Origin of the sequence: Psychrobacter piechaudii, from assembly GCF_900162825.1 — a bacterium.
Classification (GTDB): Bacteria; Pseudomonadota; Gammaproteobacteria; order Pseudomonadales; family Moraxellaceae; genus Psychrobacter; species Psychrobacter piechaudii.
Genome location: NZ_FUGE01000046.1, coordinates 1 through 14,523 on the forward strand (window position 1 = coordinate 1; position 14,523 = coordinate 14,523).

The following is a 14,523-nucleotide window of genomic DNA, read 5'->3' on the forward strand; positions in this document are numbered from 1 at the left end:
ACGCCAGTTAAGTTTGGCTTTTTTAAATTGTTTACGTGACTTAGCGTGTGTCTCATTGATAGCCTGTAAGGTCTGACTGTGTATTCCTAAATACTCGCCACTTCCTTTGGTGTACTCACTTAGATCATAAGCACTAAAAAACTTACCAGTTCGTTTTAGATGCTCAAAGCAAAGTGCATTAATATAGTTCCACACGAAGTTCACTGAACCGCTTAGACGATTCAGATCTTTTATGTGTTTGTTTTTAATGCGTAGCTTGAGTGTTTTCATATGCTTAGTATGGCGAGGTTAATTTTAACTTACAACCCTTTATATACTGCTCACGACAGTATATGTCGCCTTATATCCACCCCCTGAAGTGGGTGGTTTTACGGCGACTGGTGATAAAAACAGTCCGTCTGCCTCTAAAAACAGAAGCTAAAAACTAAGCCTCAATAAGCGCTAAGAACTCTTCTTCTAACACCACACGTACCCCTAAGCTTTCGGCTTTGGTCAGCTTTGATCCTGCTTTTTCACCCGCCAGTAGAGCAGAGGTTTTGGCTGAGACGCTTCCTGAGACTTTAGCCCCTAAAACCTGCAACCTAGCTTTGGCATCATCGCGTGACATCCCGCTTTCAACCAAAGTTCCGGTAATCACCCAAGTTTGACCCTCTAAAGGTAAATTATCAGAAACTACTTGCTCAACCTTGTCCCAATGCACGCCGGCCTGCTGCAAGGCTTCAATAACTTCCACGTTGTGTTCCGCACGGAAGAAGTTATAAATCAGCTCTGCGGTGATGGTGCCGATGTCTGGCACAGCCTCTAATGCCTCAATACTGGCTTCCATCAAAGGAGGCAGATCGCCAAAATGCTGGGCCAAGTTCTGCGCTGTGGTCTCTCCCACCCCTTTAATGCCTATCGCATATATAAAACGCGACAAAGTAGTGTTCTTACTCTCTTCAATGGCAGTTAGCATGTTATTAACTGATTTCTCGCCCAACCTGTCGAAGTTAACCAGATCTGCTTTATGCTCCTGCAAATGGTAAATATCAGCCACAGTTTTGACAATGCCTTGTTCAAAGAAGCTAATCAACCAGCGCTCACCCAGCCCCTCAATATCCATTGCTTTGCGCGACACAAAGTGAATAAGGGCCTCTTGCTGCTGAGCCGGACAGAACAGCTCTCCTGTACAACGTGCCAAAGCCTCTCCTTCAGGTAATACCACCGGAGAGTCGCAAACCGGACAATTGGCAGGCAAAGTAACTGACTCGGTATCTTCAGGGCGCAGCTCATGCCAAACCCGAGTAACTTTTGGAATCACATCACCAGCTCGGTGCACACTGACCGTGTCTCCAACCCGTACATCTAGACGCTGAATCTCACCGATATTATGCAAGGTGACATTACTGACGGTTACCCCACCCACTTGTACCGGCTCAAGCTTGCCAACGGGGGTAATCTGCCCAGTACGACCCACTTGCCACTCAATGGCATTGAGTTTGGTAATGGCTGTTTCTGCGGGAAACTTATACGCTGTTGCCCAACGAGGTTCGCGAGACAGATGGCCTAACTGACTTTGTAGCTGTAAGTCATCCACCTTGATGACCATACCATCAATTTCAAACGGCAAACTATTTCGGGTTTCAATCACTGACTCATAGTAAGATTGAACTTGATCCACACTGTTGACTACTTTTACTTCACTAACGGTAAAGCCAATCTCTTTTAGCCAGGCCAAAGCTGCAGATTGTTGAGTAATGTGTTCAGGCAATCCTTGGTTTACTGAATAGGCATAAAAAGCTAACGGACGGTTGGCCGCCACCGCAGGATCAAGCTGACGTAAACTGCCAGCAGCAGCATTACGTGGGTTAGCAAAAACTTTACCCTCAGATTGCTTTGCTTCTCGGTTCAAACGCTCAAAGCCGGCCTTAGGCATCAGCACTTCACCGCGAACCTCAAGCACGTCAATATCAAAAGCCGCTTCTAATACCAGCGGAATATTATTGATGGTTCTCACGTTTTGGGTAATGTCCTCTCCGGTCTGACCATCACCTCGAGTGACGCCTCGCACGAAATGTCCGTTGTGATATTTCAGGGAGACCGCTAGACCATCTAGCTTCAACTCCACCTCATAACTAGGGTCTTTATCCTTGTCACTAAGTCTATCATTGACCCGGCGCATAAATTCCGTCAAGTCATCTTTATTAAAGACGTTGCCTAGTGATAGCATAGGTATATCGTGCTTCACTTGGGAAAAAGACGGCAAAGGATCATCGCCCACACTGGCGGTAGGACTGTCTGATTGAGTTAAATCTGGATAGCGCTCCTCAAGCTCAATAAGGCTTAGGCGCAATTGGTCATACTCATTATCGCTTATGGTAGGCGCATCCATAACATAATAAGCATTGTTATGTTTGCGCACTTCGTTAATCAAAGCACGCATCTTAGCGACGATTTCTTGTTGCTCTATATCAAGTTTTTTATTGGCATTCATTTGAGTAGCCTAATTTTTATTGAAATTGGTTTTTATCATTGGAAGCGTCTTATTTAAGACACTTATTGGTTTAAAGTTTTTGGGTTATTATGATAACAATTTTCAGATACCGATGCCTAAGTAAACTCAATTTAGCTGGTATTCAACGCAGAAAATGATAGTCTAATACATACTGCTGAGTCAGAAGCAAATAACAAGCCAGCCCTAAAATAATGGTAAAGTTAATTTCAAGGATTTCATTTAACCCCTTCAATAAAAAGGATTTTATTATGTTCAACATCAGTGAACGCGGCCAAGAATTTTACCAGCGCACCAAAGACTTCATCGAAACCGAAATCGAACCTATCGAAGCTGAACTTATCCAGCAAAGCCATCAAGCAAACAATCATGGTGACTGGACCCAATGGCAGTGGCCTGAGCAATACTATACCTTACGTCAAAAAGCGAAAGAGGCAGGTCTATGGAACATGTTCCTGCCTGACGATACTTTAGGGGCAGGCTTATCAGTTACTGATTACGCCCCCATTGCTGAGCTGACAGGTCGCAGTCTTATTGCTCCCAATATTTTCAACTGTAACGCCCCCGACAGCGGTAATATGGAGCTGTTATGGCGTTTTGGTAATGCCGAACAAAAAGAGCGTTTTTTACAGCCCCTACTAGACGGTAAAACCCGCTCGGTATTTTGTATGACTGAGCCGAGTGTCGCCTCAAGTGATGCCACCAATATGGAAGCGACTGCCATTGTGGAAGGCGATGAGATTGTGCTTAATGGCCGCAAATGGTGGTCTTCTGGCTTAGGCGATCCTGACGTTGATTTCATTATCTTCATGGCTCATACCCCAAACGAAAACTTGGGCCGTCATCAACAGCACTCGATGGTTCTGGTGCCTATTGATACCCCAGGCATTAAAATCGAACGTATGTTACAGGTATTTGGCGATTACGATGCTCCTCACGGTCATGGTGAAGTGGTATTCGATAACGTGCGTGTGCCTGTGGGTAATATTATCGGGGGTCCTGGAATGGGCTTTATGATCGCCCAAGGTCGCCTAGGTCCAGGCCGAATTCACCACTGTATGCGTTGTATTGGTGCCGCTGAAAAGGCACTGGAGTTAGCCATTCATCGGGGTATGAGCCGTAGAGCTTTTGGTAAATCACTGTTAATGCTGGGCGGCAACTTGGAGCGCATAGCTGAAGCCCGTATTAAAATTGATCAGGCCCGCTTGCTTACTTTAAATGCCGCTCACAAAATGGACAGCCAAGGTGTGATGGAAGCCCTAACAGAGATATCAGCGATTAAAGTGGTCGCCCCAAATGTGCTGCAAGAAGTGGTGGATATGGCCATGCAAATACATGGAGGCATGGGCGTAAGTCAAGATACTGTGCTACCGGCATTTTATGCTCAGGCGCGTAGCTTACGCTTAGCTGATGGACCGGATGAGGTGCATAAAGGCATGATTGCTAAGCTTGAGCTAAAAAGAAACGGTTATACCCGTCCTAAATCAAAAAAATAACCATTACCCAATCTTTTTTTATCACAACTTATATTGGCTATATAAAAGGGATTTTTATGAGCACGCCTCAGCAATCTAATCAATCTTCTATAGACCGCTCGGCTGGCACTATTGAAAACAGTGCGGTCATTGACCAGCCCACTCAGGTCAGAGAGAGTGAAACTTTGGATGTGCAAGCAGTCACCCAGTGGTTGCAGTCGCAAAACATTGACGTTCAAGGCACTCCAGAGGTCACTCAGTTTTCTGGAGGGGCCTCAAACTGGACCTACTGCCTACACTATGACAATACCGACTTAATCCTACGTCGTCCCCCTGCCGGCACTAAGGCCAAATCAGCCCATGATATGGTTCGCGAATTTAATATTCAACAAGCCTTAAAAGACGACTACCCTTATGTGCCTAATATGATAGCGCTGTGTACGGATGACTCAGTGATCGGCTGTGACTTCTATGTTATGGAGCGCCTGGTTGGTATTATTCCTCGCGCCAACTTACCCAAGCAGTTAACTCTCGATAGCTCGCAAGTTCGTAACTTATGCACCAATGTTTTAGACGCTCTGATTGAATTACATCAAGTCGATTATCAACAAAACCCAGCCTTAAGCGCTATTGGCAAAGGCGAAGGCTACTGCCAACGTCAAGTCATGGGCTGGGAGAAGCGTTATAAAAAAGCCAAGACACCAAATGTTCCTAGCTTTTATCTGGTGCGTCAATGGCTAAAACGCAACTTGCCTAAAGACAGCCGTACCTGCGTTATACACAATGACTGGCGCTTTGATAACGTGGTGTTAGACCCAGATAACCCGACTTCAGTTATTGGAGTACTGGATTGGGAAATGGCCACCTTGGGCGATCCTTTAATGGACTTAGGCAGTGCCCTTGCTTACTGGGTCCAAAAAGATGACAACTTCATCATGCGTCAATCCCGCCGTCAACCCACTCATTTAGACGGGATGATGACCCGTGAGCAAGTCGTGGACTATTATCTCACTAAAATGGGGATGACCACAGACAACTGGGCATTTTACGAAGTATTCGGTTTGTTCCGTTTGGCCGGTATCGCCCAGCAAATCTACTACCGCTATTACAATAAGCAAACCGACAATCCTGCCTTTAAGAACTTTTGGATTATCACCCATGCGCTACATGCTCGGGCTCTAAAGCTTATTGCTCAACAAGAAGCAGGACGTGCTGTTGATAGTGGTAGACTGCCCAAGCCAGTGCACTCTATTGCCAAGCGCTTGGTAAAACACTAATCGACTTTTCTTTAAATGAGAGTCGGTAAACGGTCGATAACAACAATCAATGAAATCGCCCTTCATTCACTATAAAAGGACATTATGACTACTTTGCTATTTGCTAGGCATGGACAAGCCTCTTTTGGTCAAAAAAACTATGACAAACTGTCTTCGCTTGGGGCTCAGCAAGCCACTTTACTAGGTCAACATTATGCCAATACCCAGCGTAAGATTGACGCCATTGTCACCGGCAGCTTGGTTCGCCAACAGGACTCTGCCACTCATTTTATTAGCGCTTATAATACTCAAGACCCTTCAACTTTAATCTCCGCAGACCCTACGATTATCGAAGAGTTAAATGAGTTCAATCACAAAGATGTGTTTATAAAGCTAGATCCTAGCTTTGCCACAGAGGCTGGCATAATGCAGGCTGTGGCTCAAGCCCCTGTCCCTAAGGCTCGTCTGGCTGAGCTGTTTAATGACGCCATGATTCGCTGGCATTCAGGACAACATGATGAGGATTATTTAGAAAGTTGGCCACAGTTTAATCTGCGGGCACAGCAAGCTTTACAGAAATTAATGGCTCATGCTGAGCAACAGCAAGCTAAGAACGTGCTGGTTTTTACTTCCGGGGGCGTCATAGCCGCCATTACTGCCGGCTTGCTAAATCAAAGCAATGATCCAAGTATGACCGCCTACCAGATAAATCGCAGCTTAATTAATACCGGAGTGACCTCGGTAGTGTTAAAAGGCGATACGCCCAGGTTATTATCATTAAATGAGCACAGTCATCTGTATCATCAAGGCCAAAGCTTAGTGTCATGGCATTAACTACTATAAGGATTACTAAAATTGTCGTTTCAGCTAATAAGGATACTTATGAAAAACTCGCGACTTCACAGCTTACAAAAAGAACTGCTTGATGGGGTGCAAACCAAACTTGCCGAGACCAAATCGTTGCTACAAAACCAAGACTTAACCAAGCTAATAGAAGGCAAAACAGGCAAAGGTAAGACAGTCCTAATAACCGGAGCCAGCTCGGGTATCGGTGCTGGTATGGCTCGCACCTTTGCCAAACTTGGCTACAACCTAGCCATTTGCGCTCGGCGCACGGACCGCCTACAAGCTTTAAAAACTGAAATACTGGCTGATTACCCTGATATTCGTGTTGAGCTGGCCGAACTTGATGTCAGTGACTATGAGGCCGTATTCACTACGTTTAAGGCATTCCAACAGCAATTCGATTCTATTGATCGCATTATCGTCAATGCCGGTGTTGGCGAAGGTCGCCGTGTAGGAACTGGTCGCTTTCATATTAACCAACGTACCGCTGAAATTAACTTCATTTCGGCCTTGGCCCAATGTGAAGCAGCTATGGAAATCTTCCGAGAACAGAACGCTGGGCATTTGGTAGTTATCTCAAGCATGTCAGCCATGCGCGGTATGCCCAAACATCTAACTGTGTATGCTGCGAGTAAAGCTGGTTTGGCCCATTTAGCCGAAGGCATTCGCGCCGAGATGATTGCAGACAATCTCCCCATTAAGATTACTACTATTTATCCTGGCTATATCCGCACAGAGATCAATGAAGGAGCACCAAAACTACCCTTTGAAGTGGATGAAGCAACCGGTAGTAATGCTTTAGTTGCTGCCATTGAATCAGGCGTTGAGGAGGCCTGTGTGCCTACCCTACCTTGGCTAGTGCTGGGTAAAGCGATGAAACATTTGCCCTTACACTTAGTTAACAAGTTAGGCTAGCTAATACTAGGTTATACGAACTAGGTTTTATAAAAAAAGCCGTAGCTTGATATCAAGCTACGGCTTTTTCTTATTTATTCTATCTATCTAAAAGTACTAACGCGCTTCACGCATGGCCGCTTGATATTCTTGCACCTCTGTACGTAGCTGCTGTCTACGTTCGCGAGTCAATATTTCGTTATTTTCGTCCAATATCAAGGCATTTAAGTCATTAGAAATCAGATTTACCACACTCATCATGGTATCAAAACCTTGAGTGGCTTTTGGATGTGGCAAGGATAAAAACAACACCAAACCACTATATCTAGAGGTAGGCAATAAGTTTAAATCAAAAGGAGTAATGACACCGTTTTGATCAACGCCCATCATACTAAACCATAAAATACCTGAACCATCTTTGTTTTCATAACGATGGAACATATTCATCGCCCCATACTTTAGCCCATACTGCGATACTAAAGAGAGGATGGTTTTACCCTCAATAAATTCATAGTTATTCTTAGGTATTAAGGTAATATTAATATTTTCTTGAGCATGATTTAGAGGACTATTTTGGTCTTGATCAGCCGCTGCTAATAAATGGTGATCTAGCATAGGGCTGTTGTCCGCAAACTCTGTTTCCTCAGCCGTCTCAATTACTGGCATCAACTTTTCAGTAGCAGAAGCCAAAGTTGAGAACACATCGTCCTCGCCATCATCAATATGCAATCCGGCCAGTTCCATATCTGTTATGGTTTGTTTTTCAACAGCTGGATCTTGGGCAGAAGCTGTATTTAAGGGATTGCTAAAAGGGGTTACTTTCGAGGCGGTGCTGGCTGGCTCATAGTCATTATCAGACTCATATTGAGGCTGTTGCTCGTAATCTTCTATCGTTGCTGCTTGAGGAGTTTGTGCTGCACCAAATGAACCACTAGCTACCGGGACCTTACTGTCTTCATGAATAACGGACTGAAGCTTTTCACGATCGGGAGTAATGATGGTCTCACTTTCTTCTATGTGTACTGGATCTGACGGTTCGACTAAGTTGCGTTCATGACGAGGAATAATAGGAATACCATTTTTGTCTCGGATAATGGCTTGAGAGTTGGCATTGTCTTTGCGGGCTAAAATTCCGCGAATGATCATATAAAGACCTACCACCATAATTACAACAGCGATGATTATTAAAATATAGTCTACGGTGGTCATGATTTACGCGTCCTGAAAGTAAGATAGAAAAAACGAGATTAGTCTATCACGCTTACCGTCGCTCGTCATCAATAACGACGGGGAATAGTTAACTATTTAAGTTAATGCTACAAGCGTTAATGACAAAAAAACAGTAGGATTTAAAAAAATATTAATCAGTTTATTTATTAAGGCTCAATCTTTTATTGTAACGTGATAAGGACTTATAAATCTATTTTGCCAATGTAACCAGAGACTACACAAACCTTATAACTTATCACCTATAACATATAACTAACCTATGAACAGTAAATACAGTTGTTATAAGGCACCTAATTAAGCCGAAGGGTCTAGGTAATGCTCAGCTTCTTCTAAACTAACGCTCACTAGGGATGAGATACCGGGCTGCGGCATAGTCACCCCTTTTAACTCATCTGCAATTTGCATCGCCAGTTTATTGTGGCTAATAAAGATAAATTGCACCTCATCTGCCAAATCTGAAATTAGGTTGGTGAATCTCATGACGTTGGCATCATCAAGTGGAGCATCCACTTCATCTAACACACAAAACGGAGCGGGATGTTGCTTAAAAATAGCAAATATTAAGCTTAGTGCAGTGAGTGTTTTCTCGCCCCCAGACAATACGGCCAATCGGCTATTTTTCTTACCTTTAGGCTGAGCCATTAACTCTAGGCCTGCCCGCCACTGCTCGTTTTGAGCTAAGCCTTCTTCTTTAATCAGGGTCAAGCTTGCTTGACCCCCACCGAATACTTTGGTGAACAAATTGGTTAACGACTCATTTACCGCCTCCAAAGTTTGTAAGAACAAGGTCTTGGTCTTGGCATCGATAGAAGCAATAGCATCGGTTAAGGTCGCCATACTCGCCGTGATATCCACTATCTGCTTTTCAAGCGGCAGTAGACGCTCATCAACAGCGGCTAATTCTGCTGCTGCGGCTAAGTTTACAGGTCCCATATTATCCAGCTTGCGGCTCAGCTCAGACTCATCGGTTTGTAGCTTTTGCACTTTCGCATCCGACAAGCTACGACCGTGGGTCAGATACTCAGTCAGTACCCGCTCAGCACTAAGCTCACTATTGACCTGCTTCAGTCGTTCACCGGCTTCGTTAATACGCTCATTGGCAATGGCTACTTGTGTCACCGTCTCTGCCAACTGTTGCTGCTGTTGCTGCAATTGTTGCTCAGTGTCATCCTGTTGCTTCTTTAAGCTATCGGCTTCAGTTTGCAGCGTATTAATAATGGCGTTGCGCTCTTCTAATGCGGTTTGTAATTGGTGATGACTATCATTGGCCTGCTTTAGACTAGAGTCCAGTTTAGGCAGCTGACTTTCCGTCTTTTGCTGCTCTTGTTGTAGTCGCTGCTGCGCCTGTTGCAACTGCTTTAGCTCTATTGAAAGCTGCTGTAGTTTCTGCTGACTGTGTTTGTCTGCAAGCTCTGCTTTATTCAGCTCCAACTGCAGCTGACGTAAAGTATTCGCCTCCTCACGCTCTTGCTCGCTGATAGATTGACGTTGCTGTTCTATCTGCTGCAGCTTATCTTTTCCGGCAATTAGCTTAGGCTCTATGGCTCGTAAGCCCTCATTGCCCTGCTCAATACTGACTGCAAGCTGTGGCTGCTGCTGTTGCAGTTGTTGATAATCCTCATCTAACTGCTCACGCTGCTTAATGAGTCGTTGTTGCTCGTCTTGCTGTCGGTCTTGTTTAGCCTGCAACTCTATTTGCTGCTGCTTTAGACTATGTAAGTTATGAGTTAGCGCCGATAACTGTGCAGTTAACTCCTCTACAAACACTGAGCTTTGCTCTTTTTTCAGTTGGCTGGCTTTGACTGCTTTACTAACCGTTTCTATCTGCTCTTCGAGGTCATTTAACTTATCTTCTAAGGTAGCTAAGCGTTGTTGCTGCTGCAAACGCACGCTCAAAAACTGGGTGTTTTGTGACTCATTACTTAGCTTAGATAAATGTATGGCACCAAAGTGCCCCATAACCCAACCAGAGGCAGTAAGAATTAACGCAGACCGAGGCAGCTGTACAATCAAGGTTGCAGCCGTCTGCAGTATTTCTTGCTCAGAACTGTCTTGCTCCGAGCTGTCCTGTGAAGCGTTGGGCGAGTAAAAATAACACTGCTGCCATAAGCTTAACTTAGGGGCGATAATCAACTCTGATAATGCAATCAGCTGTGACCCTATGCTCTTAGGTTGATTTGCTACTACAGCACCCGCGAAAAGCACACTGTTTTCTGGTTGATCCTCAGAGGGCTTGGTTTTATGGCGCCCCGTGCTGTTATCCGTTTTATTAGCAGCCTTGTTAGCGACTAAGTCAGCATCTGGAGAAGTTAACCCAGACAGAAGCTGGTACCACTCACCTGCCTCTGCCTTATCTTCAGCCGATGTAATATCCATAACTCGGCTGTCTAGCCAAAAGGCTAACCAACGATCCAACACAGAAGCATGTTGCTCTCCAGCTGCGGTCAATCGAATCTGCTGATGCAGTTCTGGCAGCTTACCCAAGGCTGACACCGCAGCGTTTGTATCTTGTAGACTGGCATTACCCTGCTGTGGCTTATCGTCTTTTGTATTGCTCTTTTTGGGATGGACTATGCTATGTAGCGTCTCATATTCAGCTATTAAGCTGGCATGTTGTTTTTCTAATTGTGCCAACTGAGTTTGCTGCGTAGTCAGCTGTTGCGACAGCTCATTTAGAGCGGGCTGCTCAGTCTCTAAGCTTTCAGTCACCGTTTCTTGCTGCTTCATCAGTCCCGATAGCTTGGTCTTAAGCTCAGCCAAAGCTTGAACAGGACTGTCCTGCAAGTTACCACTTTCTTTTTCAGAACTGGAGTCTGAGGTCACGACTCCCCATTTAACTGCCTCTTGCTGCCACAAAGCTTGCTGTGATTGCCACTTAGATAGGTCTTGCTGTACTCGGCTGTTAGCTTGAGCATCGAGAGCCAGCTGCTGCTCATAGTGGCGTTGTTGTTTTTCTAACTCTATAACTTCAGCATTCACCTCATCCCAAGTGGCTTGCAGCGGTGCATAGGCTTGTTGGGTTTGCTGTTGTCGCTGTTCTAACTCAGTAATTTTAGGGGTTATCGACCCTATAATCTCAGCTTGCTGCTGCTGTTCTTTTTTTGCTTCTGCCAGTGAGTTTTCGGTTCTTTTTTGACGCTCTATATTGGCCTGTTGACGCCCATCAAGCTGGTTAATATTAGCTTGTAGCGTATGTAATTGATGCTCAACTTGCTGACGCTGCATATCCTGTATGTGCAGTTTGTCGCGCGCCTCGTCTTTTAGCCATTGTTCTTCAGCCAAGCGGTCACTTAACTTACCAAACTTGGTTTTCAATTGACTGTACTGCTGCTGCAAAGTGGTCACCGATGTAGTCAGTGACGCTTCACTAGACTTATGCTGCATTTGTAACGACTTGGCTTGGCATAGTTGATGAATGGCCAACTGCTCTTTAACTGTCGCTAATTGCTCCTGAATCTGTTGATATTGATTAGCACTTTCTGCTTGCTTCACCAGCTTTTTCTTCTGACGACTTAGCTCAGCCTCAATGTCATTAAGACGCTCTAAATTTTCTTGGGTTTTTTGCCGCTTTTTTTGGGTTTCTTCACGGCGGGCTTGATAACGCGATACCCCTGCGGCCTCTTCAATAAACTCTCGCAGTTGTTGCGGGCTTGAATCAACAATACGCCCAATCATCCCTTGTTGAATCACAGAGTAACTGCGCGGACCCAGTCCCGTTCCTAAGAACACATCCACCACATCACGGCGGCGACAACGCGTTCCATTAATAAAGTAGTCAGATTTTCCCTCGACATTAATTTGGCGTCGCACTGACAACTCATGGTACAAGTTTAGTTCATGGCGGATACCCGTTTGCTCATCTTGGGTATGCTCAAAAGTTAACTCGACACTGGCGACACTTTTCGCAGCCTTATCTTGAGTACCTGCAAAAATTACATCACTCATTGCCCCGCCCCTAAGCTGCTTGGCAGAAGACTCGCCGAGCACCCAGCGGATAGCATCCATTACATTGGACTTCCCACAGCCATTAGGACCGACAATGGCAGTAATGCCATGTCGAAAAGTAAAGGTAGTAGGGTTGGCAAAAGATTTGAATCCTGCCAGCTTAAGAGATTTTAGACGCATGAAGGCCGCATGAGGTTAAAGGTTAGAAGGATTAACAGAAATAATTGCAGGCAATAAAATGGCGTATTTTACCTGAAATTAAGCGATTTTACAGTCTCAGCTCTTTTTAGCCAAAACATACAAATCGTAAATAAGCTTTATTTGAATTGACTATCTAAAGTGCTTATATTGTCAGAATAGATTATTAAACTAGATTGGACGCAATAAAACCTATTTAGTTTTTACAGCCAAATCTATTTCAGCCAAGTCCGTCCATTTCAACTAACTTAATTTAAATCAAATAACGCAAGAAGGCCTTATGTCTCAATACAACCCACAGCAATTACAACAAAAATTTGAACGTTGGAGTGAGCTATACCAAGAACAGTTGCAAGCCCAACAGCGCTTTCAAGAAGCGGAAGCTTTATATGCTGAGTTACAAGCATACTATCAAAGCCCACAATGGATGGCTGACCATGAAGCGGATCTTCAGCTTCAATACTCGGGCGATGTACATTCAATCTTTAGTGAAGACGCCCTATGGAATATGATATCCGATCGCAATGAGTTAGCGATACAGTGGATGCGCCTAGGTCTAGACGCCTTAGACAATAAATAACTCGACCATAAATAACAATCGTAAAAACCTTATTAAAAACAGCGCATAAGTTGGACTTAACTATTGGGTTTAAGGGTTTATAGAGCTACTAGAGAATATTCATCCCTGATAAGCCGGACCATAATAACTGACTTCCTGCTACTAACAACAAGATCCCAAAGCCTTTTTTTAAGGTGGCTGCCGGTAATTGATGCGCCCACTTAGCGCCAAGCTTAGCGGTAATAAAGCTGGCAAATGAGATGCATATAAAGCCTATAACGTGAACAAACCCAATGGCACCTTCGGGTAATTCAGCCACATTTTGACCGAACCAAGCAAACCCCGCAGCCCCTGCTAAAGCAATAGGCAACCCACAAGCCGCCGAAGTTCCGACCGCTTGACGCATAGGCAAGCCGGCCCAAGTCAAGAATGGCACCGTTAAGCTACCCCCACCAATACCAAAAATAGCCGAGGCCATACCAATGCCAGACCCAGCCCCTACTTGCACTGGTGCTGAGGGCAACGGTTTACCGAGTTTTTCTTTATTGGGTAAAAACAGCATTTTAAAAGCAACCAGTAATGCTCCTGCCCCAATCAAGGCTTGTAACATTAAACCATGGATTTGTTCAGCCACTGCAGCCCCCAATATGCTGCCCACAACCAGGCCGATGGCCATATTTTTCCAAACATCCCATCGCACTCCACCACGTTTATTGTGGGCAGTCAGGGAGCTAATCGAAGTCACAATGATAGTGGCCAAAGAGGTTCCCACTGCTAAATGTGCAATAATCTCTGGAGAGTAACTGTAGGCAGTGAAAATCCATACCAATGCAGGGACAATAATCATGCCACCACCGACCCCAAATAAACCGGCACATATTCCTGCAAAAGCCCCAGCAGCCAAGAACCAAACTATCATCATAATGTCACTTCTCTGCTATTTGACTTCCTCCCCTCGCTAAACCGAGGGGATTCCTACAGCTAGACGGTCAAGCCCGACCGCGAGGATGTTCTTAGCAGCATTGATATCTCTATCATGCCATATGCCACACTCAGCACAAGTCCATCCTCTTATTCCAAGTCCTGCTCTACCTTTCGGACTACTGTCACTTATTTTAAGGCAGTACGAACAGGTCTGGGTAGTGTAACTCTCATTTACGATCTCAAGCTGACAACCTGCATGCTTGCATTTGTATTCCAGTTGTCGTTTAAGTTCAAACCACCCGGCATCATACGTTGATTTAGCTAGCTTGGTTTTTTTAGTTGTAAATGAGCGTGATTTAACATCACCAACCACAATTAAGCTGTTATCTTTAACAAGCTTGGTGGTGAATTTATGAATTAAGTCTAATCTTGTGTTTTTGATTTTAGCGTGGATTGCTTTGACACGCTTTTTATTCTTAGCACGCTGGGCTACTGCTAATTTATTCGCCCACTTTTGCGTTTGCTTAATAATTAACTTGTCGCCATTTGATGTGGTTGCAGACTCTTTTAAACTTAAGTCAATACCAACGCTGCCCATACCGCTTGCTTGCTTAGGAAAGTCTTTAACGGTAATACACGCATACCAACGATTACGACTGTCTTGTACTATCTCAAGCGTGTTAATTTGATATAGGCTTAGGTTGT

Annotated in this window: 10 protein-coding genes and 1 pseudogene; 5 read left to right on the forward strand and 6 right to left on the reverse strand. The window is 44.6% G+C overall.

Annotated elements, in window-relative coordinates; all coding sequences use genetic code 11:
• Together A1019T_RS01230 and ligA are read right to left on the reverse strand one after the other, a co-directional pair.
• Positions 1–270, reverse strand: a pseudogene (locus tag A1019T_RS01230) (RNA-guided endonuclease InsQ/TnpB family protein); the annotation flags it as partial.
• A 154-nt stretch (positions 271–424) separates the two neighbouring features.
• Entirely contained in the window at positions 425–2,473 is a 2,049-nt protein-coding gene (ligA, locus tag A1019T_RS01235) for an NAD-dependent DNA ligase LigA (protein WP_077450062.1), read from the reverse strand.
• 269 nt (positions 2,474–2,742) lie between these two features.
• On the opposite strand from ligA, the gene A1019T_RS01240 reads away from it, so the two are divergent.
• From A1019T_RS01240 to A1019T_RS01255, 4 genes are all read left to right on the forward strand, one after another.
• Positions 2,743–3,987, forward strand: a complete 1,245-nt coding sequence (locus tag A1019T_RS01240; protein WP_077450063.1) for an acyl-CoA dehydrogenase family protein — start codon at positions 2,743–2,745, stop codon at positions 3,985–3,987.
• A gap of 56 nt (positions 3,988–4,043) precedes the next feature.
• Positions 4,044–5,243: a phosphotransferase family protein gene (locus tag A1019T_RS01245; protein ID WP_077450064.1), complete on the forward strand. Its 1,200-nt coding sequence runs from the start codon at positions 4,044–4,046 to the stop codon at positions 5,241–5,243.
• An 84-nt stretch (positions 5,244–5,327) separates the two neighbouring features.
• Complete coding sequence (locus A1019T_RS01250; protein ID WP_077450065.1) at positions 5,328–6,056, forward strand: histidine phosphatase family protein; 729 nt, start codon at positions 5,328–5,330, stop codon at positions 6,054–6,056.
• A 48-nt stretch (positions 6,057–6,104) separates the two neighbouring features.
• Complete coding sequence (locus tag A1019T_RS01255; protein WP_077450066.1) at positions 6,105–6,983, forward strand: SDR family oxidoreductase; 879 nt, start codon at positions 6,105–6,107, stop codon at positions 6,981–6,983.
• A 96-nt stretch (positions 6,984–7,079) separates the two neighbouring features.
• Here A1019T_RS01255 and A1019T_RS01260 read toward each other — a convergent pair whose 3' ends face one another.
• Positions 7,080–8,171 (reverse strand): cell division protein ZipA C-terminal FtsZ-binding domain-containing protein, encoded by a 1,092-nt coding sequence (locus A1019T_RS01260; RefSeq protein ID WP_077450067.1) that lies wholly within the window; start codon positions 8,169–8,171, stop codon positions 7,080–7,082.
• Between the two features lie 315 nt (positions 8,172–8,486).
• Complete coding sequence (locus A1019T_RS01265) at positions 8,487–12,317, reverse strand: AAA family ATPase (protein WP_077450068.1); 3,831 nt, start codon at positions 12,315–12,317, stop codon at positions 8,487–8,489.
• A 298-nt stretch (positions 12,318–12,615) separates the two neighbouring features.
• On the opposite strand from A1019T_RS01265, the gene A1019T_RS01270 reads away from it, so the two are divergent.
• On the forward strand, positions 12,616–12,915 hold the full coding sequence (locus A1019T_RS01270; RefSeq protein ID WP_077450069.1) for a DUF4298 domain-containing protein: 300 nt from the start codon (positions 12,616–12,618) through the stop codon (positions 12,913–12,915).
• A gap of 88 nt (positions 12,916–13,003) precedes the next feature.
• On the opposite strand, the gene A1019T_RS01275 is transcribed toward A1019T_RS01270, so the two are convergent.
• Both A1019T_RS01275 and A1019T_RS01285 read right to left on the reverse strand, forming a co-directional pair.
• Positions 13,004–13,816, reverse strand: coding sequence for a sulfite exporter TauE/SafE family protein (locus A1019T_RS01275; RefSeq protein WP_077450070.1), 813 nt, complete (start codon positions 13,814–13,816; stop codon positions 13,004–13,006).
• Positions 13,817–13,852: 36 nt separating this feature from the next.
• Positions 13,853–14,523: RNA-guided endonuclease InsQ/TnpB family protein (locus A1019T_RS01285; protein WP_143514059.1), on the reverse strand; the 671-nt coding region annotated here is incomplete at its 5' end.